This window comes from Tamlana sedimenti, from assembly GCF_038148895.1.
Taxonomy (GTDB): Bacteria; Bacteroidota; Bacteroidia; order Flavobacteriales; family Flavobacteriaceae; genus Tamlana.
In genome coordinates, this window is record NZ_JBBVGQ010000002.1 from 402,487 (window position 1) to 429,396 (window position 26,910).

General features: G+C 36.8%; 15 protein-coding genes and 1 other RNA gene. 11 read left to right on the forward strand and 5 right to left on the reverse strand.

Features of this window, described 5'->3' with window-relative positions; all coding sequences use genetic code 11:
• Positions 1-152: 152 nt before the first annotated feature.
• The 7 genes from aroC (at position 153) to WJN01_RS07780 (ending at position 16,936) form a co-directional block, all read left to right on the forward strand.
• A complete protein-coding gene (gene aroC, locus WJN01_RS07750; protein WP_445196580.1) occupies positions 153-1,211 on the forward strand; it encodes a chorismate synthase in 1,059 nt (352 codons plus the stop codon).
• Positions 1,212-1,456: 245 nt separating this feature from the next.
• The gene (locus WJN01_RS07755; protein ID WP_445196581.1) at positions 1,457-1,906 is read left to right on the forward strand and encodes a hypothetical protein; all 450 of its coding nucleotides are present in this window, start codon (positions 1,457-1,459) and stop codon (positions 1,904-1,906) included.
• 356 nt (positions 1,907-2,262) lie between these two features.
• Positions 2,263-3,588 carry a beta-helix domain-containing protein gene (locus tag WJN01_RS07760; protein WP_445196582.1) on the forward strand — a complete coding sequence of 442 codons (1,326 nt, stop codon included), beginning with the start codon at positions 2,263-2,265 and terminating at the stop codon, positions 3,586-3,588.
• 153 nt (positions 3,589-3,741) lie between these two features.
• Entirely contained in the window at positions 3,742-5,181 is a 1,440-nt protein-coding gene (locus WJN01_RS07765) for a T9SS type B sorting domain-containing protein (RefSeq protein ID WP_445196583.1), read from the forward strand.
• A gap of 1 nt (position 5,182) precedes the next feature.
• Positions 5,183-7,627 carry a PorP/SprF family type IX secretion system membrane protein gene (locus WJN01_RS07770; protein ID WP_445196584.1) on the forward strand — a complete coding sequence of 815 codons (2,445 nt, stop codon included), beginning with the start codon at positions 5,183-5,185 and terminating at the stop codon, positions 7,625-7,627.
• Between the two features lie 80 nt (positions 7,628-7,707).
• Entirely contained in the window at positions 7,708-15,918 is an 8,211-nt protein-coding gene (locus tag WJN01_RS07775; RefSeq protein ID WP_445196585.1) for a T9SS type B sorting domain-containing protein, read from the forward strand.
• Between the two features lie 34 nt (positions 15,919-15,952).
• Complete coding sequence (locus WJN01_RS07780) at positions 15,953-16,936, forward strand: PorP/SprF family type IX secretion system membrane protein (protein WP_445196586.1); 984 nt, start codon at positions 15,953-15,955, stop codon at positions 16,934-16,936.
• 44 nt (positions 16,937-16,980) lie between these two features.
• Here the strand turns inward: WJN01_RS07780 and WJN01_RS07785 are convergent, their stop codons facing one another.
• Positions 16,981-18,009: a glutaminyl-peptide cyclotransferase gene (locus WJN01_RS07785; protein WP_445196696.1), complete on the reverse strand. Its 1,029-nt coding sequence runs from the start codon at positions 18,007-18,009 to the stop codon at positions 16,981-16,983.
• Positions 18,010-18,096: 87 nt separating this feature from the next.
• On the opposite strand from WJN01_RS07785, the gene ffs reads away from it, so the two are divergent.
• Positions 18,097-18,195, forward strand: an RNA gene (ffs, locus tag WJN01_RS07790) — signal recognition particle sRNA small type.
• A gap of 56 nt (positions 18,196-18,251) precedes the next feature.
• Positions 18,252-19,058, forward strand: coding sequence for an SDR family oxidoreductase (locus tag WJN01_RS07795; RefSeq protein WP_445196587.1), 807 nt, complete (start codon positions 18,252-18,254; stop codon positions 19,056-19,058).
• A 56-nt stretch (positions 19,059-19,114) separates the two neighbouring features.
• Here the strand turns inward: WJN01_RS07795 and WJN01_RS07800 are convergent, their stop codons facing one another.
• Both WJN01_RS07800 and WJN01_RS07805 read right to left on the reverse strand, forming a co-directional pair.
• The gene (locus WJN01_RS07800) at positions 19,115-19,855 is read right to left on the reverse strand and encodes a hypothetical protein (protein WP_445196588.1); all 741 of its coding nucleotides are present in this window, start codon (positions 19,853-19,855) and stop codon (positions 19,115-19,117) included.
• Between the two features lie 189 nt (positions 19,856-20,044).
• On the reverse strand, positions 20,045-21,463 hold the full coding sequence (locus WJN01_RS07805; protein ID WP_445196589.1) for a TlpA family protein disulfide reductase: 1,419 nt from the start codon (positions 21,461-21,463) through the stop codon (positions 20,045-20,047).
• 218 nt (positions 21,464-21,681) lie between these two features.
• On the opposite strand from WJN01_RS07805, the gene WJN01_RS07810 reads away from it, so the two are divergent.
• Positions 21,682-23,307 (forward strand): ABC-F family ATP-binding cassette domain-containing protein, encoded by a 1,626-nt coding sequence (locus WJN01_RS07810; RefSeq protein WP_445196590.1) that lies wholly within the window; start codon positions 21,682-21,684, stop codon positions 23,305-23,307.
• Here WJN01_RS07810 and WJN01_RS07815 read toward each other — a convergent pair whose 3' ends face one another.
• Positions 23,308-23,544, reverse strand: a complete 237-nt coding sequence (locus WJN01_RS07815) for a putative signal transducing protein (RefSeq protein WP_445196591.1) — start codon at positions 23,542-23,544, stop codon at positions 23,308-23,310.
• 138 nt (positions 23,545-23,682) lie between these two features.
• Between WJN01_RS07815 and WJN01_RS07820 the strand changes: the two genes are divergently transcribed.
• Positions 23,683-24,414 carry a sulfite exporter TauE/SafE family protein gene (locus WJN01_RS07820; protein ID WP_445196592.1) on the forward strand — a complete coding sequence of 244 codons (732 nt, stop codon included), beginning with the start codon at positions 23,683-23,685 and terminating at the stop codon, positions 24,412-24,414.
• A gap of 60 nt (positions 24,415-24,474) precedes the next feature.
• On the opposite strand, the gene pheT is transcribed toward WJN01_RS07820, so the two are convergent.
• Complete coding sequence (pheT, locus tag WJN01_RS07825; protein WP_445196593.1) at positions 24,475-26,901, reverse strand: phenylalanine--tRNA ligase subunit beta; 2,427 nt, start codon at positions 26,899-26,901, stop codon at positions 24,475-24,477.
• Between the last annotated feature and the right edge of the window lie 9 nt (positions 26,902-26,910).

Below are 26,910 nucleotides of genomic sequence, written 5' to 3' on the forward strand. Positions count from 1 at the left end.
AGTGTTATGTGGATATTATCTGATAATTATTTGTTTATGAGGCTATTGTTAATTAATTGTTATGGATACTATTTTTTCTAAGGCCATAACTTAGTGCGTTTTCTTTTCCTAATTTATAGGATTAGCGTTATTTTAGCCGAAAATTGAAACTTATGGCTGGTAATTCCTTTGGAAAACTGTTTACGCTTACAACTTATGGTGAATCTCATGGACCTGCATTGGGAGGTGTTATTGATGGTTGCCCACCAGGTATTGAATTGGATTTTGATGCTATACAAGATGAGTTAGACAGACGTAAACCAGGGCAGTCAGCCATTGTTACACAACGTAAAGAACCAGATGGGGTTAAGTTTCATTCAGGTATTTTTGAAGGTAAAACTACGGGAACACCAATAGGTTTTGTTATTGAAAACACCAATCAAAAATCCCACGATTATTCACATATAAAAGATAGCTACAGACCTAGCCATGCAGATTATACTTATGATAAAAAGTATGGTTTGCGCGATTATAGAGGTGGTGGACGAAGTTCAGCAAGAGAAACGGCATGTAGGGTAGTGGCTGGAGCCATAGCGAAACAGATGTTGAGCGATGTTGAAATTAATGCTTATGTTTCAGCTGTTGGCACAATGAAGCTTGATAAACCATATACGGACCTAGATCTCACAAAAATAGAATCTAATATTGTGCGTTGTCCAGATCAGGAAATGGCACAAAAAATGGAAACTTTCATTAAGGAGGTGCGTAGTAAAGGCGACACCGTTGGTGGTGTTGTAACTTGTGTGATAAAAAATGTGCCTGTTGGTTTGGGTGAGCCTGTTTTTGATAAACTTCATGCTGAATTGGGTAAAGCCATGTTATCCATAAATGCTGTAAAGGGCTTTGAATATGGTAGCGGATTCCAGGGAAGCACCATGTACGGTAGTGACCATAATGATGCCTTTAATAGTGATGGCTCAACGAAAACAAATTATTCTGGGGGTATCCAAGGGGGGATAAGCAACGGTATGGACATTTATTTTAATGTTGCCTTTAAACCAGTTGCTACACTTATTCAAGAATATGAAACTATTGATAAAGAAGGTAAAGTTGTTAAAATGCATGGCAAAGGACGTCATGACCCTTGTGTTGTGCCAAGGGCCGTGCCTATTGTTGAGGCTATGGCGGCGCTTGTTTTGGCAGATTTCTATCTAATCAATAAGATTTATTAGCAATTTATATTTGTTCTTTTGGGTTAAGTCTCAAATTTGCCCTGAATGAGCTTCCCAAATTCATTTGAAATATTTTATTCCAAGTTTAAGATTATTGAGTTTTTTAGGAGTTAAAGACATGTTGATGACATTTAGTCTTGACATGCAACATCTAAATTTGTAATTATTTCTAAAAAAATCGATAAAACGCTTGTTTTTTACGATAAATTACATAGATTTGTGCTTTAATCCCTTAAATCTAAACCATGAAACTAAAAATTTTCATTTGCAGTTTTGCCTTCCTACTGGTAGCTAGTGTTAGTTTTGCTCAAGGCAAAAAGGATCCTAAAAGTATTATCAGCGAAAAAATTTCCATAAAAAAGTATCACAACAAGGATGAGCTTGACCGTATGCAAAAAGGTGAGTTGATAGAGCTTTACACGGAAAGAAATCAAGTTTTGGTAAACACCTTGCCATATATTGCTTTTGCTACAAAGCCAGGAATTACCATGTCTACTTTAGGTATTCCAAATGATAGCGATAACAGAAAAGCTTTAGAAGACCAATTTGATACCACAGATGACTATCTTGAAAAGTCAACTGAGTTTCATAAAGTGTATTTGCCCTATTCAGATACGAAGAATTTGATTGCGGCAATATTATTTTATGAAGAAATCATGAAATCATTGCATCAATACGCCGAATTTCGACAGTAGTAAATTATTCGCTTATTTTAAGATTTAGATTTTGTTTTTAATTTGAAGAAATTAAAAAAGGAGGATCCGAGATATGAATTTACGTCACACTTGATAAATTCTTACAATTTTCATTAAAAAATATCAAATCTTAAAAATTACAGAAATGCAACGTAATCATTTTCTTTTCCAAAAATTTTAAACCTTAAATGCGTTTGTATATCAGTTTGATGTATTTCATCGAGTGATTTTGCTTATAAATTTTTTTAAAATATGCATTTCAACGAAATAATTGGTATTTCATAGGGTTTTTTGTATTTTTGGATTATATTATTAAAGAAAAAAACATCGAGTTTTTAATCATAAAATAAATGACAATGAAAAACTTTACCCAAATCATTTTCATATTTCTTTTTGTAACGGGCCAACTTTTTTCCCAACAAGAAAAGGGAATCGTCGGTTCTGAAAATTGGTTAAACAATTGGACGGAATTTAGACCCAACCAATCAGACTATGGCGAGCCTACAAAAATATTAGCTGGAAATATTACAGAAAACACAACCTTGGTTAAAAGTCAAGTTTACTTGTTGCTTGGCAGTGTATTTGTAACTAATGGAGCAACTTTGACCATTGAGCCTGGAACGGTTATAATGGGTGACCAGAAAACAAACGGATCGCTTACCATAACTAAAGGCGCTAAAATTGAAGCTTCTGGACTGCCTACTGATCCCATAGTGTTTACCTCTAATCGCACGGTAAAAAGAGCGGGAGATTGGGGAGGTATCATTATGCTCGGTAATGCGGCGTCAAATAGATTTGGCAATGGTTCTGCTTCCTCCTTTTTTCCAGACTTGAATCCATCAAATTATGCTTTGGCAAACTATGGTGGCGAAAATAGTGAAGATGACTCGGGCATACTTAAGTATGTTAGAATAGAGTATGCGGGCAAAAGGCTAAAAAATGGTTCTTATTTCAGTGGACTTTTACTGGCTGGAATTGGGTATTCAACGACGCTCGAAAATATTATGGTTTCCTATTCTGGAGGAAATGCCTTTGATATTTGGGGTGGACGTTTAAATATGGTAAATCTTGTTTCATTCAAAACGAATAACAACGATTATGAATTCAATTTTGGTGCACAGTGCCACTTGACTAATTCTTTGGCAGTTAGATCGCCTTATGTATCAAATAGCACGGGCTCAAGATGCTTGAAGGTGTCGTCGTACGATAAAAAGGAAAACATAGATTTTTCAAAGAAAGCAACGTCTGTTGTGGCTAAGAATATAACTTTTGTTAATGATAGCCAAGATTTGGAAACCGATATAAAAATGGGACTTGTAAAGGCTGCTGTATATGTTGGAGACTTTGCGTCCTTGGATATGAATAAGAGTGTTATTTCTGGTTTTAACCCTGCAGTTGTTTTAGAGGACAAAATTTCAGTTAATCAACAAAACCTAGAGAAAATCAGGTTTACTTCAATGTATTTCAATAACTGTAATGGAAACATTTTTGTTGAAAACAATGCAAACAATGAAGATTTAGAGAACTGGTACGGAAATAGTGCATTTTTTAATGTGTACTCAAAAAGTGCAAATGCGGAAACGTTCATTGATTTATACAATGAAAGAAGACCAGATTTCAGGTTGCGTATAAACAAGATAATTGCTTCGAATGAAGTAGACCCAGATTTACGAATGGATTAAAAGAAAACCAATTGAATAAGCCCCCAAAGCCTATTATACTTTCCTTATTTTGATATGCTCATGAATTTAGGAAATTCTTTAAAATACTAACTGTTATAATGTTAGGCGATAATTGTTTTTGGGAGTATTGTTTGCTGAATAAAATAATATCGAATGAAGAATTTTACTCTAATTAGCATTTTAATTTGCCTTGTTTTCTCTGTCTCGGAGAAAAGCTTTGCGCAAATGGTTATTGGTAAGCCTAGTTTAGGTTTTACACAGGCTTGCGCCAGTCCTTCATTCAATACCTATAATGTAACCTTTAGTTTTTCGCCAGACACGGCATTATTGCCAACCAATCAGTTCATGATAGAATTGTCTGATGAAACAGGAGACTTTTCTAATGCAACAATCATATATTCATCTAACGCTGGTGCTGTAACGGCATCTCCGGCTACTTTAACTTTTTCAGTTCCTACTTCAATAGCTGGAGAAGCTTATAAAATTAAAATCAAAAGTACTGCTCCAGTATCATCTAGTACGCCATCTAATGCGTTTGCCGCTTATTATAAAATTCAAGACACACCATTTTCAATCAATAACCTGATAGCAACGGGTTCTTATTGCTTAGGTGGAAGTTATTTATTGACCATTGATAACCCAGGTGGCGAGAACAACGATTCCCCATTACAGTATCCATCACTTACATTTAATTGGTATAAAAGAATTGATGATACAAATGATGTTTTTGTGGCAACAGGAGAGAGCCTTAATGTAAGTGAACCTGGAACTTATTTTGTTGAAACCAATTACGGTACTTGTACTTCCAATTCATATTCAAATAGAGTAACTGTTAGTCAAGCAACTTCACAAAGTAGTTCAAGCATTAGTTCAAGTAAAGGAAATCCATTTTGCTCTGGTGAAGGCGCTACAATTTTAAGTGCCATTAACGGGAATAGTTACCAATGGTATAAAGATGGTGAGGTAATTTCTGGTGCAACCGATCAAATGTATGAAACTAGTGAATCTGGAACATATTCTGTAAACATTGACTTAGGTGATTGTACCACAAGTGCATCTATAGATTTGGAAAGCACAGGATTTACAAGTGATATTAATGTTGAAAAAGTTAACATGATTGATGAAAATGAAACATTAGAGGTCATTATTACTACAGATGCTGTTGGTCCGCAATTCAAGTGGTTTTTAAATGAATCATTAATATCAAGTGCAGTTACAAATACCTATGAGGTCAATCAAACAGGTAGCTACAAAGTTGTGGTCAACCAAACATCAGGTTGTACGGCATCTAGCGAATTTAGTTTTCTTGTTCAAAACGCTTTTCCCAATGTTGTTGAAATTCCGAATTTAATTAGTCCGAATAATGATGGTGCCAATGATACTTGGATTATTCCCCAAGAATATGTTAGTGGTACAAATACAGAAGTTACCATATTAAATTCATCAGGAAAGGTGGAACTTCAAACAAATAACTATCAAAATAACTGGCCCCAAAATCAAATTGATTTTAAAAGTATAAATCCAGTGTATTACTATATAATAAAACCCCAAAACGGCAAAACCAAAAAAGGCTCCATTACGGTGGTCAAATAGCATGACAAAACATATTGTACATATTATTTTGTTACTCTGTTTTATACAGCAACTCTATCCTCAAAATGACGATGGAGTTGTTGCGTTTGACATACCAGCCAGAAATTCTCTAAAATTTAACAGGTATATTATTAATCCAACCTTCAGTTTTGTTAGGGAACAAAATCGATATATCAGCTTCAATAACAAACGCGAATGGGTTCAATTTGATAACGCTCCGCAAACCTATTTATTTAGTTATTCAGGTAGATTTAGAGAAAATATTGGTATTGGTGCTGGTTTGTTCCAGCAAAATTATGGTGTGTTAACCAACTTTGGAGGTGTATTGAATTTTGCATACAACGTGATTTTGGATAGGGAAAGTAATTTAACATTCGGATTGAATTTAGGATTCAATAAAAGTGGCATCAATGATGGAAATGTAATTACAAACTTTCCAGACCCATCATTAAACAATATTCCATCCAACTCTGTTATTTCCATTAACCCTGGAATTAATTACGGTACGGCATTTTTTGATTTTGGATTATCTGTAAACAATTTGGTGTCTTACAATCTAACAAATTCAGTGATGATTGAAGATAACCCCGCTCAGGCATTGCAAGCACACATCATGTATACCGGATATGTTAATAGCCGTGGTTTCTTTGATGAAAGTAAATTTTCTGGTTTACTAAGATCGGAATTTCAAAAAGAAGAAACCGTGATTTCCGGGCTCATGATGCTAACCGTGCCAAAAGGAATTTGGGCTCAAGTGGGGTATAACACATTGTATGGAATGTCAGCGGGTATCGGATTAAATATTAGTGAGCAATTAGCCATTGAATACAACTACGAAAAAGCCATGGGTAATTTATCTGCTTTTGGTAACTCCCACGACATTACTTTGGCATTTAAATTTAATAATCCATTCAGATATAATTACAGTGGTGACGACGAAGAGGAAGCTTTATTGATTCCTTCAAAAAGCAAAAATACTAGAGTGGCCAAACGTAGAGCTTCTTCAAGTCCAAAACCTCGTAAAAAACCAGAAACCGAGGTTGCACAAGTAAAACAATTGGGTACGAATGGAATGTCTTCAAACGGTGTTGAAGAAACTAAAATAGAAGCTGCCCAAACGCAAACGGCAGAAAAAGAACAACAAGAACAAGCCAGATTAGCTGAAGAAGCTAGAATCAAGGCAGAGAGAGAGGAAAAATCTCGATTGGCAGAAGCAGCTAGAGTTAAAGCTGAACAGGAAGAACAGGCAAGATTGGCCGAAGAAGCCAGAATAAAGGCAGAGAAAGAGGAAAAGGCGAGAATAGCGAAAGCAGCTAGAATAAAGGCTCAGCAAGAGGAACAGGCAAAAATAGCAGAATTAGCTAGAGTTAAAGCCGAGCAAGAAAAAGAAGCAAGATTGGCCGAGGAAGCCAGAATCAAGGCTGAGACAGAGGAAAAGGCAAGACTAGTTGAAGAAGCTAGAGTCAAAGCTGAACAGGCAGAACAAGCAAGGTTGGCTGAAGAAGCTAGAATTAAATCTGAAGAAGAAGCTAAACAAAAGCTTGTAGAGGAAACTCAAGTTTCAGAAAATAATATAGTGTCTGGTTTTGTTCAAAAAATGAGCGACTTGGCAAAATCATCTGAGGAAACCAATAAGCAACAGCGTGATTTATTGTTGAAATTAACCGAAAAAGTTGCCAGCAAGCAAAAAGATCTTGATGACCTTAAAGAGGAAAACGATTTAAGCGAGCAAGGAATTTATCAGGAACCAAAAGCGTTTAAGAGCGTTTCAGCAGAGAATGCTGTTTTAGAAACTCTTAAAACAGAAATAGATGACGCTATAAATGAGCAAAGTGAAAAAATAGCGGAACTGGAAAACCTTTATCAAGCTAGACTGAAAAAAGTTAAAAGTAAAAATGATGCCACTAATTTGGCCTATTTAGAAACCATAGAAACTTTAAAAGAAGAGCAGTCTCAAATTGTTCAGTCTAAAGAAGAACTATATTCAACGTTAGCCGAAATTAAAGTGGCAACCGAAATTGAGAGAAAACGTAGGATCAAGCGAGCTCTTTATGATAATCAGGAAGATCAGTACAACAAAGATAGAGCTAGTTTGGAACGTATTAAAAAGTTTACCGAGCCAAGTGCAGAGCCATTAACATCTGCAGATTTTGATAACGGCGAAGAGTTAAGCAACATTCAAATTGTAAAAGATGTTAAGCATGTTGATGAAGGATACTACGTGGTTGTGGCGGTGCATTCAGATGTAAATAAACGTGATGAGTTTTTATCAAAAGCAGTGGCTGCAGGTAGAACCGATATCGATTTCTTCTTTGATGTAAATACTAGTAAATACTACATCTATTACAATAAGTTTGATACTATTGATCAAGCTAAATCGATGATGGAAACGAAAGGAAGTGAGCCATATAACGGTAAAATGTCAATGGTTAAAATTGAAAACTAAAAACTAAATGATATAAATTACAGACTAACATTTCTTTTTGAAAAGCCCCAAGTAAAGAGGAGATGATAAATATAACGACTATGAAAAAACCTACTTTAATAATTCAAGGACTTCTGATTTTGATGCTGTTGTTGAGCATGCAATCAATCGGACAAAATTTGGTTCCTTTTGTACCTCGATATGATGAGGCCATAAAGGGTGACATACTTTTAATAGGAAACAGTAACGTGGGGCTGCATGTCTCAGATCCTTACAACGGGAACGATACGAATGATAGGGTGGATGCTGCCGTTTATGTTGACATTGATGGAGACCCAAGTACGTTCAATTCCAGTAGTGCAGATTTGGATGTGCCGAATGATGTAAACTGTTATCAAATAGTCTATGCTGGTTTATATTGGAGTGCGGTTGTTAATGGGGCTGATCCAATTTCAGATGTTAAATTTAAAACACCTGGTGGAACTTATACAGATATAACAGGTACCCAGGTGTATTTCCAAAATGCCGCAAACAATAGCCAATCGAATACCTATGTGTATTATCATGACGTAACAGATATGTTAACGGCATTGCCAAATCCGGAAGGTACATATTCAGTCGCAAACATTTCTTCTTTGGTTGGGCCACAACCCAATCAAGAAGGACTTTCAGCTGGATGGTCGCTTTTCATAGTTTATGAAGACCCTTTATTGCCTAGTAAATATATCACATCCTTTGATGGATTTACTAAAATTACATCTACCATTAGTGAAACCTTTCCTGTATCAGGATTTCAAACTATTCCGGTAGGACCCGTTCGTGCCAAGTTTGCATTTAGTACCATTGAAGGAGACAGAAGATATACAGGAGATTATTTAAGGCTTAATGGGACCACAATTGATGCCACAAATAGTGCAGGTACGGTGATACGACCAGGAAATAACTTTTTTAACAGTACAGTTTCTTATATAGATCCAGTTACCAATACCCCAGAACTTTTTACAACAAGAGTGCCTGATGGTTCAAATACCCTAGGTTTTGATGCAGGTATCATCAATATTCCGAACGCGGGAAACACAATAATTGCCAATGGGGCAACATCTGCTACCATTAGCTTAGGAAGTAATTTGGATATTTATTACTACTATTTCAGTGCATTTGCCATCGAAATTATAGCACCAAATATTGTATTGACCAAAATTGTTGAAGATTCGCTAGGAAACGATATCGGTGGTCAGATAGTAGATTTAGGTGACGAACTTTATTATACTATTGGTTTTCAGAATAACGGTAATGATGATGCTAGGGATATGATAATTAGGGATATACTTCCAATCAATGTTGTTTTTAATTATCCTTCCGATATAGATACATTGCCTCCAGGTGTAACTGTTCAGAGCTACGACCCAAATACCAGAGAGCTTATTTTTAGCATAGATGAATCCATTGTTGAGGAGAATGACCCGGTTTCAGAAATTCGTTTTAAAGTTACCGTAGTATCTACGTGTAGCTTGTTAAGTGATGCCTGCGCCAACATTATTAACAATCAAGCATATGCTACTTATAAGGGTACCATAAACCCAGATTTTATTATTTCAGACGACCCAAGTTATGCAAGTAATACAGGGTGTTTGTTGAATCCTGGTGCAACCAATTTTCTTGCCGATTTAAATGATTGTACTTTTGAAGAGGAAGTAATTTTATGTGGTTCAAGTGTAACCCTAACTGCAGGTAGTGGCTACGACGCTTATACTTGGTCTACAAGTCCAACGGGCACACCAGTAATAGGTACAACGCAATCCATAACCGTAACACAAACAGGAACTTACTATGTTCATAATACCGCGGTTGCTCCTTGTCAGTCAACTGACCAAGTGTTTAATGTCATTACCTTTGGAGCTAACGTGACCAATCCTGTTATTCCTTTTGCTGATGAAGTTGTAACATGTCCTAACGATGGTAAATTACTGCCAAATATATTCTTGTGCGGTGCGAACGATTCGCGATATATAGAAACAGGTATTACTGATACAACATCAATGATTTGGGAAGTATTAGACGAGGGAAGTTGTGCTGCTGTTGCCAACGAAGATTGTGCCAATGAAGATCCAGCCTGTTCTTGGAACCAAGTTGAAACGGGACCAAACTTTTTAGTCGATACGGCAGGACAATATAGATTGACGTTGAACTATTCAGGCGGTTGTTTCAATCAGTTTTATTTTAACGTTTATACCAATTTGTTGGTTCCAACAGTTACCTCAAGAGATATTTATTGCACCACGCCCGGTGAAATTGTTATTGGAAGCGTGCCTAGTGGCTACGAGTATAGTATTGATGGTGTAAATTATCAACCAAGTAATACGTTTTCAGTAAATACTTCCGGTATTTATTCGGTTTATATCAGACAAATCGGAGTATCACCAAATCCATGTATTTTTTCAGTACCTGATGTTCAAATTAGGGACAGGGATTTTACCGTTTCAACCATTATCAATCAACCATTATGTCACGGCGAACGAGGAAGTGTTGTGCTGGCTGCCAATGATGTTCGTCCGCAATATTTCTTTTCAATTTATGACGGGGGAACTTTGGTAAACAGTGTTGGACCAATTACGCAAAGTGACTATACCTTCAGTAATTTAAATCCGGGGATATATACCGTTAATGTATCAACCGAAGATGGCTGTGCCTATACAGGAGATATTGAAATCATCGAACCACCTTTATTAACGGCCACTGCTGCACTCACTAAACCCTTAACTTGTACCGATGGTGAAATAACCGTTTATCCAGTAGGCGGAACTCCACCATATTACTATTTTGTTAACAGTACAACTGTTTTTCAAGGAACACCAATAATAAATGTTACAGCACCTGGGGTTTATGATATTACGGTTGTTGATGCCAATAACTGTTCGGCAGATACATCCATTACCGTTGATGCTCTTTTACCACCGGATTTCACAATGTCGCAATCAGATATATTATGTGCTGACAACGGAAATGTTGGAAGCATTGTTGTGAACGTAACGAACCCTAACGGAAATACTTTAGAATATAGCATTGATAACGGTGTAACTTTTGTAAGTTCCCCAACTTTTACAGGTCTTGCGGCGGGTACTTATGATGTGGTCGTTCAATACAGCGTAGGGCCTGACGTGTGTACCACAGCTCCACAAAGTATAACCATTACCACACAACCGGCCATTACTGGGACAGCAACCTTAACAACACCATATTCTTGTACAAGTACCGGTGAAATTTCGGTTTCTGGTGTTTCAGGTGGAACAGCTCCCTACGAATACAGTATTGATGGTTTTAACTTTCAAGCTGGAACAACATTTACTGGACTTACGGATGGAACGTATACAGTAACTATTCGTGATTCAGGAGGTTGTACGTTTATTACAGCGCCAATTACAATTGACCCAATTGACCCAATAACCGATTTAACATTCAGTAATACGCCAATAAGTTGTCCATCGTTAACTACCAATGTGACCGTTGATGCCGTTGGAGGAAGAAATCCAATTCAATATCAAATTATTGCACCAGCAATAGCGGCCACGCCATATCAGAATTCTAAGAATTTTAACGGATTAACACCAGGAACATATACGTTTCAGGTTATAGATGCCAATGGATGTACGTATAGCGAATCATATACAATTCCTCCGTTACCTGCCGTTACAGTGAATACTGTACTAACCAAAGATTTAGACTGTACAGCTTCACCTGATGCCGTTATTACAGGTACTATTACCAGTGGAACAGCACCATTTACTTATGCTGTTTCTATTAATGGTGGTGCTTATACTAATTTAGGAGCAACGGGTTCTCCTTTTACTTATACAACAGCAATGGATGGTATGTATCAATTCGAAATAACCGATGCCAATGGTTGTAGTGTAGAATCAAGCGTTCAAACCATAAATACTATTTCATTACCTGAAATAACTTCCGTTACGTCAACGCCAAACTTATGTAATGGTGATACATTTGGTGCTATTCAAGTTGTAATCAATAATACTGTTGGAACGCCTCCATTTGCAATCAATGTTTATAATGATACCACTGGAACGGATTATGGTACACAAACATCAGGTTTGCCAGCAGGAAATTATACCATTACGCTTACCGATTCTAAATCTTGTACAGATATTGAAACCGTAACTATTTCAGAGCCAGATGCTATTGCGTTTACTTTGTCAAAAGTAGATATCACGTGTAACAACCCAGGTGGTTCTAGTCTTGGGGAAATCACAGTTGAGAACGTTACGGGAGGAACAGCACCTTTCACTTATTACATTACCAATAATTTTGGTGATGTGATTCCAGGAAACCCTTATTCTGCGGTATCCAATGAAAATCATACGTTTAATATCATCAATTTTGGAAATTATACTGTTAATGTGGTTGATGCCAATGGATGTAGCCTATCGCAACAAGTTGTAATGGCATCGCCTCCGTCTGATTTATTGATTGATGTTTCAACTGTTCCATCAGATTGTACTATTGGTGGTACAGCAACGGTTCAAGTAATTTCGGCGGTGGGAAGCGGAAGCTATGAGTTTGGTATCTTGGAATTCAATTCCGCTCCTTATACATCGACCTATTTTGGTCCGGACCTTCCTGGTGGAGATACACGAACGTTTACCAATTTAGTGCCTGGGGTACTTTATACTTTTGTTGTTCATGACCTTACAACGGATTGTTATTACGTAAAATCTGCTGATACTGAAATTGACGCGGCATCAACAATGACTTCATCTGTTGTACCTAATAATGTGGTTTGTCAAGGTGAAAACAATGGTAGTGTCACCTTTACTATTGACAATTTTGACAGCACAACAACGTCTGTAGATTATGAAATCTATTCCGCGTTTGATAATGTTTTGGTTGACGGGTCAACAAACGTGGCCGTAACTTTTGGAACACCTGAAACGGTAACAACACCTTCACCGGGAACTTTATCGCCCGGTCAATATTATATCGTCTTTACTGAAAATGGAACGGGTGCATTTAATGGATGCCAATCGGCTTCAGCCATTTTTGATATAAATGAGTCTGCCGTCGATTTGGATGTAACGGCTACAGTCAATCAAAATGCAAACTGTAATCCAACTTCTGGAGTAATAAGCGCTATTGCAACCAATGGTACAGCGCCATATTTATTTCAACTGACAACATCTGCTGTACCACCATTAGATACAGACCCATCATGGGCTTCAGCAAATACATTTAATGCCGATGCAGGAACGTACTATGTACATGTCATCGATGCCTACGGATGTATTAAATCAACCCCTGCAATCGTTCTAGGTACTGACCCAGAGCCTGTAATCGCCGCTGTAACCAATAATCAGTGTACTGTAACCGAAGGGAATTTTGAAATTGATGTTACATTAACAACTCCGGGCATAGCCCCATACAGTTACAGCATTGATGGTGGAGCTTTTCAAACACGCACTGCACCTTTCAGCATTTCAAATTTAGCTTCAGGAATCCATACTGTTGAGGTTCGTGATGCCAATGGTTGTGGAAATTTAGTAACCATTGATATTGAAGCCCCAATTGAATTAGTGCCAGATGTAACAGCCTTGGCCACTTGTAACGATGATGATGGCGAAGTAACCATTACAGGAAATGGTGGTTCAGGTTCATATACTTATGCTATAAGTCCGAATCTAGCATCCATTAGTTTAAGTGGCAATGTGTTTTCTGGAGTACCATCAGGAACTTACACAGTAACCATAACTGATGCAGTAACCGGATGTACCAATGATGCATCTATAGTTGTTCAGCAGGAAACACCTCCAACAGTGACTACACAACCAACCGCAGTGACTTGTTTTGGAGATAATAACGGTTCCTTTGAAATTAATGTGAGCGATTATTCAGGGCCATATAACTACGAAGTTTTTGATGCTTTGGGGGCTTCGGTAACAGGCATTATTGCTGCCAATACTACAACAAACCCAGAACTGGTAACAGGCATGTTGGCTGGAACCTATTCGGTGGTTATTACTGAAACAGCTAGCCCATTTTGTACAGCTAGTTCCAATGCAATTGTTAGTTCTCCATCTGAACCTTTGGTGTTGGTTGCCAATGAAACTTCCAATGTAACCTGTGATGATGACAAAGGAACCATCACGGCTGTTGCCACGGGAGGTTGGGGCAGTTATGAATATGAATTGATAGGTGCAGCTACGGTAGCCTATTCGCCTAACGGAACATTTACAGGCTTATCTGCCGGTGCTTATACCGTTAACGTTCGTGATGCAGGAGGGTGTATCGTTTCAGAAAATATAAACTTGAACCTTCCTACACCTATAGATGCTACTATTAACGCTAGCCCAAGTTTATTATCTTGTTTTGGAGATGCAAATGCTACAATAACAGTAAGCGCAACAGGAGGGCAAGGAAGCAATTATACTTATGTACTTAATATGATTGCTCCAACAGTAAGTTCATCAGGACCCCAAACATCTCCAGTTTTTGGTGGATTGGGTGCAGGAACCTACAACGTTACGGTGACAGACGGATATAATTGTGAATTCACTTCGGCCGATGTTACCATTACAGAGCCTTCTCCAATTGAAGCTCTTTTGGTTAAAGAAACATCACAAACCTGCTTAACAAATGCAACCTTAACACTAAGTGCAGCTGGAGGCACAGGAAATTATGAATATAGCAATAGTTCGACTTTTTCAACTATTTTAGGCTCATTTGCGTCATCAGTTACTTTCCCAGTTTCTCCAGGAACTTATGAATACTATGTTCGCGATGCCAATGGGTGTACTGCAATGGTTTCCAATGAAATAACCATTGATCCATTACCAGCATTAACGGTTAATCTAGATACAACAAATGCCACTATCAATTGTGCGGGAGATACAGACGGTGTCATCATCGCTATGGCACAAGGTGGTTTGGGCAACTATGTTTATACACTTCAAGATACGTCTGGTAACGATATAACGCCAGTTACCCAAGATAGCCCAGGAGTATTCACAAACTTACCGATTGGTAGCTACCAGGTTAGAGTTGAAAGTGGCGATTGTTTAATTACAAGTGCACAGGTTACCATTACAGAACCTGCTACACCGTTAACCGCTAGTTTTGTTCCGTCTGATATTACCTGTCCTGGGACAAACAATGGGATGTTGGAAATAACAGCTTCTGGTGGAACTGGAATTATAAAATACGCCATTTCACCACGTATGGATCAATTTTTTGATGACCCAATTTTTGATGAACTGGCTCCAGGAAATTATCAAGCGATTGCCCAAGATGAGTTAGGTTGTTTTGTCTTTTTTGATTTTACCATTAATGATGCGATTCCTACAGTATTGACCATTGTTCCAGGTTCTGTTGTTCCTGAAGATTGTGATGGGGATAACAACGGGGCATTTAGCATTGAAATATCAGGAGGACAAATGCCCTATAGCGTTGCTTTAGATGACCCGAATGGAACCTACACCACAGGAACAACAACACAAACGTTTTTTGATTTCACTGGACTTGGTGGAGGAGACCATATCGTTTATGTGCGCGATAACCTAGGCTGCGAGACAGAATGGAACATTCCATTCCCTGAATTTATACATATAGATCCAATTGCTGTTGTTGAGTATGGTTGTACCAATAATTTATCTACAAACATGGTCACAGTAACCACTGATGATAGCGTTGATCCTGTGGATTTAGATTACTCATTGGATGGTGGTCCGTATCAAGCCAGTAATATTTTCATCGATGTGCCTGCTGGTTTAGGACATTACATTGATGTAAGACATACCAGTGGATGTGTTCAAAGAACTGAATCTTTTGATATTGAAGGGTTTGACCCGCTTCAAATGGCATTGGATGACAGTGAATTAAACCTGATTAGAGCCATTACAACAGGAGGTGCAGAACCTTATGAGTATACCTTGAACGGAGTATCTTATGGTAGTGAAGATACCTTTATCATCTATGAATCTGGCAACTATACGGTAACGGTAACCGATGCCTATGGTTGTGTTGTAACGGCTTCAGGGTATTTTGAATACATCGATGTTTGTATTCCAAACTATTTTGTACCACAAAATGGTGGATGGGGACCAGGATGCACCAGTCAGTATAGAAATTTAACCTTTGACATTTTTGATAGATACGGACGTAAAATTGCCACTTTGGGTGTTGACGAAAAATGGGACGGTAAATACAACGGTAAAGAGTTGCCTACTGGAGACTACTGGTACGTTGTTAAGTTGAATGACACTAAAGATAAACGTGATTTTGTTGGACATTTTACATTGTATAGATAGGTAATTAGGGGTATAAACCACTAAATAGAAAATTATGCGAATAAGAACTTTAATATTGAATATACTACTTTTGGTCATGGCAAAAAGCTATGCGCAAGAGTTGAACTTACCTGTTTTTACCCAATATTTGGCTGATAACAATTTTGTTGTTTCCCCAACCTATGCAGGTATTGGCGATAACCTAAAGCTTAGGGCAAACGGCTTGACCCAATGGGTGGGGATAAAAGGAGCCCCCGATAACCAATCCTTTTACGGTGACATTAGAATTGCCGATCGCACGGGTGTTGGGCTGTCGTTCTATAATGATAGAAATGGTAACACCATTCAAACAGGGGCAAAGTTTTCGTTCGCGCATCATCTTATTTTGGATTATTATTCCAAAATGTACCTGTCTTTTGGTATTTCGTATAATATTAACAACTTCAGAATCGACATCAATAATTTCAACACAACATATGAAAACCCAACTATTGACCCCTATGTAACTGACGATAGAAGGACGACCAACCATAATTTTGATGTTGGAGCGTTGTTCAGGTTAAAGGGATATTTCTTGAGTTTTAACGTGAACAATGTTTTGGATAAAGACTTTGATAGTTCCTCAAGAATATTTGAACCAAACCTACTTTTGAATTATCAACTCTATTCAGGTTATACGTTTAGGGGGCCTAAAAAAAGTGGTTTGGAGTTTGAGCCGTCCATGTTTTTTCAAATGTTCACTAGTGACAAGCGTTCAAGTACCGATGTGAACTTTAAGTTCAGAAAGTACAATAGGGATGAAGATTATTATTGGGCCGGGATTTCCTATCGTTTTTTAAACGACCAGTTTTTTAAACCTTTAAACATTGGACCGATGGTAGGTTTTAAAAAGTCGATTTTCTATTTTGGGTATGCCTATCAGGTCACCACCAACGACTTGGCCGGGTACAACTCAGGTACACATGTGGTTACCATTGGTTTGGAATTTTTACAGGGTATTAGTAATTGTCCATGTACACAAAGCCCTGTGCATCATTAATGGCTAAGAACATATTTGGAATTATTGGTAATAAATAAAAAAGTCTATTTTTCGATAACCTGCACTTCAAATAATTTATCCCAACGTTTTCCGGTTACAAAAATGGTTTTGGTTTTTGGGTTATACGCAATGCCATTTAAAACATCTAAACCGGAATGTTGGGTTACTTTGTTTTTTAAAGCTGTAAAATCAATTACGCCTTCAACAGCGCCATTTTCTGGATTTATTATGGCTACACCATTTTTTTGGTAACGGTTAGCGTATATCTTGCCATCAACCCACTCCAATTCATTGATGCCTACAATTTTTCCCTTATTGGTGCAAACTTGAATATAATCTTCCTCAACTAAAGTTTCTGGGTTAAGCAGCCAAATATTTTCCGTACCGTCGCTTTTATAAATCACATTGCTGTCGTGGCACAAGCCCCAGCCTTCTTTACTGTTTCCGTATCTAAAGCTGTCCAGTTTTTCAAAAGTATTTAAATCATAGATAAACCCTGTTCCTTTTTGCCAAGTTAGCTGATATATTTTATTGTTTAAAATAGTCAGCCCTTCACCAAAATATTCATCCGCTAAATTGATGTTTTTAATGATGTTTCCAGTTTTATAATCTACTTTTCTAAGTTTAGATTCTTTGTTTTGCCCCGTACTTTCATAAAGCGTGTCGTTAAAAAATTCAAGGCCTTGGGTATAGGAGGTTATATCGTGTGGATATTCATTTAAAATTTCAAAACCGTAAACTTTAGGCAGCTCACTGTTTAAAATAGTAACCTGTGAAGATACGGATTGCTTTTCATTGTTAAAATAAACCGTGGCCTCAAGCGCTTGTTTCCCTAATTTGAAATTTTTTAGAGGAATTGTACTTTCTACTTTTTTACCTGATAGCAAATAACTGACCGAATCAATGGTGTAGTTTTTTTTGTTTTCAATAGAAAGGTTTAAAGTTGCTGCATTGGAGATGTTTCCTTTTTCGGCATTTGTTTTTATGGTGAAATAATTCTGACTGGAATTTGAGCCACATGAAGCAATAAAACTACTTAAAAAAATGATTGTTAGGAATTTGAACATTTGGATGCGAAACTAAAATTTGGAGCAAGATATTTATTTAAAATCAGTTTAAAAAATCATTGTGATAATTTTAAAAGGTTGTATCTTTGCACCCGGCAAGTCCTACACAACCAGCTCCTGTTGAATCCTCCAGGTCGGGAACGAAGCAAAGGTAAATGGTCGTAGCGGTGTGATGTAGGTAGCTTGCCTTTTTTTATGCCTTTTAGTTTGGCAAATCTTTCTATCTTTAAATTCAAATTTCTTAATAAATGTCTAAAGTTGTTTTAATCACGGGCGGTTCTTCGGGTATTGGTAAATCTATTGGTGAGTTTTTAAGCGAAAAAGGATTTGTAGTCTATGGAACAAGCAGAAAACCAGAGAACCATACAGAAAGCAAGTTCCCAATTTTAGCTTTGGATGTTAAGGATAACACCAGTATAAAGAAGACCGTAGCCACCATTATTGAGAAAGAAGCCAAATTAGATGTTTTGATTAACAACGCAGGAGCTGGCATTACCGGCCCAATTGAAGAAATACCCGAGACGGAGATTAAAAACAATTTTGAAACCAATTTTTTTGGTCCTATTAATGTGATAAAAGCGGTGTTGCCACAAATGCGAAAGCAAAATTCGGGTTTGATTATTAATGTCACCTCTATTGCAGGTTATATGGGATTGCCTTACAGAGGTATTTATAGTGCGAGTAAAGGTGCGTTGGAACTTTTAACAGAAGCGTTTAGAATGGAACTGAAAGATTTTAACATAAAAATGACCAACGTGGCTCCGGGTGATTTTGCCACCAATATTGCTGCCGGTAGATATCATGCACCTTTGCTTGATTCTTCACCATATAAAAAACCTTATGGAAACACCTTGGATTTAATGAATGCCCATGTAGATAATGGTAGCAATCCAAATTTAATGGCTGAAGCCGTTTATAAAATAATAAAAACCCCAAACCCTAAAGTGCACTATAAAGTAGGGGAGTTTATGCAGAAGTTTTCTATTGTTTTGAAAAGGATTTTACCGGATAAGGTTTATGAAAAACTTTTGATGAACCATTATAAAATCAATTAGAATTATTGTGGACAAGATTTGTTTTTTTTTCGTTATAAGTTATGGATTAGAGTATTTTAAGATGAATAATTTATTGAATCATAGATTGAACTTTCAATAGAGGCAAGTGCTAGAATAGCAATGTAAGGTAAAATTACCTCGACAATAAGCAAGGCAGTTAAAATAACTTTGGCAAATTCATTAGCACCTGTATATTTTGGTGCGAATTTTTTCAAGGCATCAAAAAAAGAACTCTGCTTCATGCCACTTTTTGCTACAAAGAAATTTTTGTTCCAAAAATTATTCTGTTCAAAAAAAATTCTTTCACCTTTTTCTAAATTTAACAGAAACCTAGATTTTAAAAAATTACTCGGATATTCTTTAATGGATTTTACCTCATCAATTGAAAACTTGAAAGCTTCAATAAATGTTTTTTTTGTGTGAATTTGTGATTTGTGTTTTAGAACAAAAATTTCATTTCCTGATAAAAAAACAACATCACTTTTTGGTTTTTGATTTTTTATAAACAGATAAAGTAAGTAGGCAATATAGATAAATATGATTAATACTAAAAGTCTTTTTGAGAAAGGAATCCTATCTAAAGCATTTTCTACCACATAATCCATCAATTTCCCTAATGATGCAGTTAATAGCATTATTAAGAATCCTAAAATAATATACTTTAAATATTTAGTTTTTTTAGTGTACGTCACATTTGATAAAAAAGCTTTGTCAACGGTTCTACCTTTATCTAAGTTTAGTACAAATTCATCTAAGTTCTCAGCAGTTTGAGGTATTTTAAACTTTATTTTTTCCATGAATTTATTATAATTCTAATAACTTCATCGAATATAAATTTAAAATTTTAATAATTCTTGTTAACTCATAAAAAGTAATAAAATTATTTGTTTGTAATGATGCAACTGAGATTTAAAAAGAAATCGAATAAGTATAGTGAAAAAGAGGGATTGGATTTGCAGAATTTTTCCATTATAAACTTTAAAAACCTATTTATTAATTAGGCCTAAAAGTTGGTCTTCAAAATAAGAAGAAAACAAGTTGGTATTGCTATCAACTATTTTGGAATGCTTATCTAAAATAATAGTTTTTGTCATAGGGTGCACGGCTAAAACTTCTTTAGCTTCTTTAGCATTTTTAAATTGATATTCGTTGGCTATATCGAATTTATGGGCATCCAACATCTTTTTGGATTTATCAATACCACATTCATCAATGTTAATGGTTATAAAGTTTACCTCAGGATATTTTCTCTTCAATTCCTCGAGCTTAAAATGGCTCTCTTTAAAGTGTTCGTAATAAATTCTTGACCAAAAACTAATAGCCGTTGGCTTATTCACCAATGAATTTATGTTGAGTTCCTGATTGTTATAATTAACGACATTAATTTCTGGTAGTTTTAAGCCATCTCTTAAGTTGTTTAAAGATTTGGCGTAACTTACCATAACATTTTTATAGTTTTCATTACCACATTTGGCTAAGTAGGATTTCAAAATAGCCTCATTATCATCCTGCTTTTTGCCTTTAGATATATAAGCCATGGTAAAATAATACAGTAAATCATCTTTAATTGTGGTGTTTTTTATCAAGCTGTCAATGAGATATAATCTATCTAGATTGTAACACACGGATTTTCTATCAAACGATTTGTCATCTGAATGGCTATCATGCATTTTTAAAGACATATTGCTAACATTGTGTCTCAAAAAAGTATTGTAATTGTAGTAGGAACTAAGAAATTCGTCGTTGTAATTGACGTCTTTTCTATAATCATAAAAATCGTCTGGCAAAGTTTTTAAAATGGCAGCTTTGTCCTTGCCATAATGTACAAACGGGTAAACTTCCTTCGCGGAATAATAATTGTAATTGATGTTTGCTTGGGCAATTTTTTTGAAAAGGTCGGAAGGTTTATACTTCTCATTAAAACTTTCCAAAGCTTCAGCTTTCATGTTTTTTAGGGAATCAATAAGATGCTGATAGGTATTTGGGTTTAATTGGCAAAGCCGAACAATATGCTTTTCTTCTTTTTCACTTTCCAAAAAGTCGTTGATGAGGTAGTTGTTTTTTTTGTCGCCATTTCCGGTAAACACCAATGATTCATCAAAGTCCAAAGTATTTAATCTAAAAAGAACACTGTCCTGGGGTTCAAGTAAAATCATTTGGTATTCTCCGCCATGGCGAAACGCATACAACCCTTGTTGAAGGTCGTTGACTTTATATAAAAACCTATTTCTACCATCAAGTTTAATGGTATCAATTATGGCTTCATTTTTAGATAGAACAACGTAATTTGTGTTGGGGTTTATAATTTCGCCACCAACATAGGCATAATTGGCGGCTTCATTATTTTCTTTTTTACAACCTAAAAATGTGATAAGCACAAATATTAAGGCATAGAATATCTTCATAAATCCTTCCTGAGAGTGTTTCTTAAGCAAAAGTATACCATGTATTTATAAAGTCCTGTTAATGCGCTGTTAAATGTTTCCCAATCAAATAAAAGCTTAATAGTAGCAAATAATTTAAAAATGAACAACTTTGATTGTTCTCATTAGATTATTTGACCAAAGATTTTTCGTGTAACCAATGTAATTGTCTACTTTTGCAAAAAATTTAAAGACCCTTTATGTTATCTGTATCAAATCTTTCAGTTCAGTTCGGAAAACGAGTTCTTTTTGATGAAGTAAATACCACCTTTAATAATGGCAACTGCTATGGCATTATTGGTGCCAACGGTTCAGGAAAATCTACGTTTTTAAAAATTCTTTCAGGAAAACAAGAGCCAACCTCTGGTCATGTTTCTTTAGAAAGCGGTAAGCGTATGTCTGTTCTTGAGCAGAACCACAACCTTTATGATGAGCATACAGTTTTGGAAACCGTGTTGATGGGAAATAAACCCTTATATAAAATCAAAACGGAGATTGATGCGCTTTACGCGGATTATACAGATGAAAACGCCGAAAAAATTGGCGAGCTTCAAGTAGAATTTGAAGAAATGAATGGATGGAATGCCGATAGCGATGCCGCGGCGTTATTGTCCAATTTAGGCATAAAGGAAGAACTGCATTATATGATGATGGCCGATTTGGACGGAAAACAAAAAGTACGTGTGCTTTTGGCGCAGGCCTTGTTTGGAAACCCTGATGTATTGATTATGGATGAGCCTACCAACGATTTGGATTACGAAACCATTTCATGGTTGGAAAATTTCTTGGCCAATTATGATAATTGTGTGATTGTGGTGTCTCACGACCGTCACTTTTTAGATGCTGTTTGTACGCATGTTTCAGATATCGACTTTGGAAAAATAAACCACTATTCAGGTAATTATTCGTTTTGGTACGAGTCATCTCAACTAGCTGCCAAGCAACGTGCACAGCAAAACAAAAAAGCTGAGGAAAAGAAAAAGGAACTTGAAGAATTTATTCGTCGTTTCTCTGCTAACGTGGCTAAAAGTAAGCAAGCTACCAGTAGAAAGAAAATGATTGACAAGCTTAATATTGCTGATATTAGACCGACTAGCCGTCGTTATCCAGCCATTATTTTTGAGCGTGAGCGCGAAGCGGGTGACCAAATATTAAATGTTGAAGGTTTGGCTGCCTCAATTGATGGCGATGTTTTGTTTAAGGATATTGATTTAAACTTGGCCAAAGGCGATAAAGTGGTTGTGTTTTCAAGGGATTCAAGAGCAACAACTGCTTTTTATCAAATCTTAAACGGTAAAGAAAAGGCGGATGCCGGAAAATTTGCTTGGGGTGTTACTACAACCCAATCGTATTTGCCATTGGATAACAGTGAGTTTTTTAACAACAACCTTAATTTAATTGATTGGTTGCGCCAATGGGCTAAAACTGAAGAAGAGCGCGAAGAAGTAAATATCCGTGGATTTTTGGGCAAAATGATTTTTAGTGGAGAAGAGGCCTTTAAAAAATCGTCTGTACTATCTGGTGGTGAAAAGGTTAGATGCATGCTTTCCCGTATGATGATGATGCGTGCTAATGTGTTACAGCTAGATGAACCAACAAACCATTTGGACTTGGAAAGTATTACGGCATTTAACAACTCATTAAAAAACTTTAAAGGTACCGTTTTGTTTACAACGCACGACCATGAGTTTGCACAAACCGTTGCCAATAGAGTAGTGGAGCTAACACCAAATGGCGTCATAGATCGTTACACTACTTTTGACGAGTATATGCAGGACAAAAAGATTAAGGAGCTACGCGATAAAATGTATGCCGTTACTGCTTAATTAAGCTTCCAGTTCTGAGGTTAAATTTTCTACGATTGGCAAGGCTTTTTCGAGTTCATCATTATGAACCAAGACTTGTTGCAAGCCGCCACTTTCGCCACCAAATAATGATGTTAATCCTGAATCGGTTTGTTCTTTAACCACGGGAATAATGTCTTCATTTTCCAAGGCATCAGCAATACGTTGCGCTGATATATAATCCCCTGTATAAACCTTAGTGTAGTTTGTGTGTGGCATAGCTTTGAATTTTGAAGTTCTGTTTTCTAAATGTACGAAAAAAATTTAATTTTTCACCTAACTTAAGGGTTGTGAAAGTCTTTTTAGAATGCTGGTTTCTGCTGAAGTTTTACGTATATTTAAAGGATAATTTCTGTTTTGAAGAACGTCGACCCCATTTTTTTAATTCTTGCCCTTTTGGCCGAAATAATTGGCACTATCGGTGGCTTTGGTTCTTCGGTGTTTTTTGTTCCATTAGCTAATTTTTACTTCAATTTTCAAACGGTATTGGGAATTACTGCCTTGTTTCATGTGGTGAGTAATTTGAGTAAAATAGCTCTTTTTAGAAAAGGTATAGACAAAAAACTCATTCTTTATATTGGCGTTCCCGCGGTATTGTTTGTTATTGTTGGTGGTATATTAAGTAAATATCTCAATACGCGATTCCTTGAAACTATTTTGGGTATCTTTTTAATCTCACTGAGCTTGCTCTTTTTAATCAAGAAGAACTTAATTGTAAAACCAGAAAAAAAGGAAGCCTTGGTTGGCGGTTCTTTGTCAGGGTTTATTGCGGGAATTTTAGGAACAGGTGGTGCTATTCGAGGATTGACCATGGCAGCATTCAACCTAGAGAAAAATGTGTTTATTGCTACCTCGGCGGTTATCGATTTTGGTGTTGATTTTAGCCGAACCGTGGTGTATTTTCTCAACGGATTTATATCCAAGGATATATTGATTTATATCCCTTTTCTCTTTTTTATTGGAATTTTTGGAAGCTATTTGGGTAAGCTTCTTTTAAAGAGAATCTCGCAAGAAAATTTTAAAAGATTTTCACTCATTTTAATCCTGCTCATCGGAATTGTCACTATTCTCAAGATTTTGATAAAATAAAAAAGGTTGAATTATTTGGCTATCACCAACAATTCAACCTCTTAATTTTTTGGCCTTTATTTATCTCAATTCGGCGCCAAGCTGTTGTTCAAAATTACTTTGCAGCTTGCTCATTATTTTATCAATTTGCTTGTCGTTAAGGGTTTTGTTTTCGTCTTGAAGTGTAAAACTAACCGCATAACTCTTTTTGCCTTTTGGCAGGTTTTTACCTTGGTACACGTCAAACAGATTAACGTCTTTTAATAATTGCTTTTCGCTTTGTTTGGCTATTTTATAAATGGATTCAAAGGTTACGTTATCATCCAATAAAAGGGCAAAATCGCGACGTACTTCAGGGTATTTAGGAATATCCTTGAATTTAATCTTATTATGTTTTACCATATCCAAAACGGTATCCCAATTAAAATCGGCATAAATCACTTCTTGGGCAATATCAAAATACTTTAAAATTGGTTTTTTAACCAAACCAAAGTCTACAAGTTTGTTTTTTCCTAAACTTAAGGTCAAGCCTTCCGAAAATAAATCGTTGGCAATGGGCGTTTCATTAAATCTTGAAATGCCCAAACGCTCAAGAATGGAAACAATGGTGCCTTTCATTAAAAAGAAATCGTTTTTCCCATTCGCAGAATGCCAGTTTTCAATGGTTTTATTTCCGGTTATAAACACCGACAAATGTTTAAATTCCTCTCTTTTGTCGTTGTACCCGTGATAGGTTTTTCCAAATTCAAATAACTTTAAATCGGAACGCTTTCTGTTGATGTTAAATGACACAGCTTCTAAACCAGAGAACAATAAGGACTGTCTTAAAACAGACAAATCGTTGCTTAAAGGGTTGAGCATGGTAATATTATGCTCATCCTTTAATTGCTCGCTCAGCTTTAAATAATTTGGTGTGGTGAGCGAGTTGGAAAGCATTTCGAAAAACCCCTGTGCCGCCAATTGGTTACCCACAATATTTTGGATTTTATAATCCTCAAAACGGGTAGTTGCCGAAATGGAAGCGTTTAGCTTTTCAGTGGTTTTAATATTGTTATAACCATACACACGCAAAATTTCCTCAATAATATCAGCTTCGCGTTGCACATCGTTTCTGTAGGCAGGCACCGTTAAACCAACACCGGCTTCGGTAACGTTGTTCACTTTTATTTCCAACGAGGTTAAAATGCGCTTGATGACTTCCTTCGGGATTTCCTCTCCAATCAACTTTTTGGCATTTTCAAAACTTAAACGCACCTCAAAATCCTTAATCTTGGTTGGGTAAACATCAATGATGTCGCTCGTAATTTCACCGCCAGCAATGTCTTGAATCAATAGGGCGGCACGCTTTAAAGCGTATTCTGTAATGTTCGGGTCAATACCACGTTCAAATCTAAAAGAGGCATCGGTATTGAGGGCGTGGCGTTTGGCTGTTTTACGCACACTAACAGGATTGAAATACGCGCTTTCCAAGAAAATGCTCGTTGTGTTTTCGGTAACTCCAGAATGAATACCGCCAAAAACTCCGGCAATGCACATCGGTTTTTCGGCATCACAAATCATTAAATCGTCTTCGTGGAGTGTGCGTTCAACACCATCCAAAGTGGTGAACTTTGTACCAGCCTTTAAGGTTTTAACCTCTATTTTGTTGCCTGCAATTTTAACCGCATCAAAGGCATGCAATGGCTGACCCAAATCGTGCAACACATAATTTGTGGCATCCACAATATTGTTAATTGGGCTTAAACCAACAGCTTTTAAGCGGTGTTGCAACCAAGCAGGCGATTCCTTTACCTTTAATTTAGAAATGGTAACCCCGCAATAGCGTGGTGCCAAATCTTTATTTTTTACATCCACATCTATTTTTAGGGTGCGGTTATCCACACGAAACGCACTAACCGATGGTGTAATCAGCTCCAAATTAATGTCCTTTTGGATAAGCCCCGCTTTTAAATCACGCGCTGTTCCCAAATGGCTCATAGCATCTGCGCGGTTTGGGGTTAAGCCAATTTCAAAAACATGGTCGTCTTCAACATCAAAAATATCGGCGGCCAGTGTGCCAACTTTTAAATCTTCATCCAAAACCATGATGCCATCGTGCGATGTACCCAAACCAAGTTCATCTTCGGCGCAAATCATACCGTGGCTTTCCTCCCCCCTAATCTTGCCTTTTTTAATGGTCCACGCTTCGCCTTCCGCAGTGTATAAGGTTGTGCCAATTGTGGCAACGGGTACTTTTTGGCCCACGGCAACGTTGGGTGCACCACAAACAATTTGCAATGGTTCGTCGCCACCAATAGTTACGGTAGTTACTTTTAACTTATCGGCATTGGGGTGTTGGGTGCAAGTTAGTACCTCGCCAACAACTACGCCTTGTAAACCGCCTTTTACCGATTGGTAAGTTTCCAAGCCCTCAACTTCAAGGCCTAAATCGGTAAGTAATTCGCTGGTTTGTTCTGGTGTCCAATCTGTTTTTAAAAATTGCTTTAACCAGTTATATGAAATTTTCATCGAGTGTTA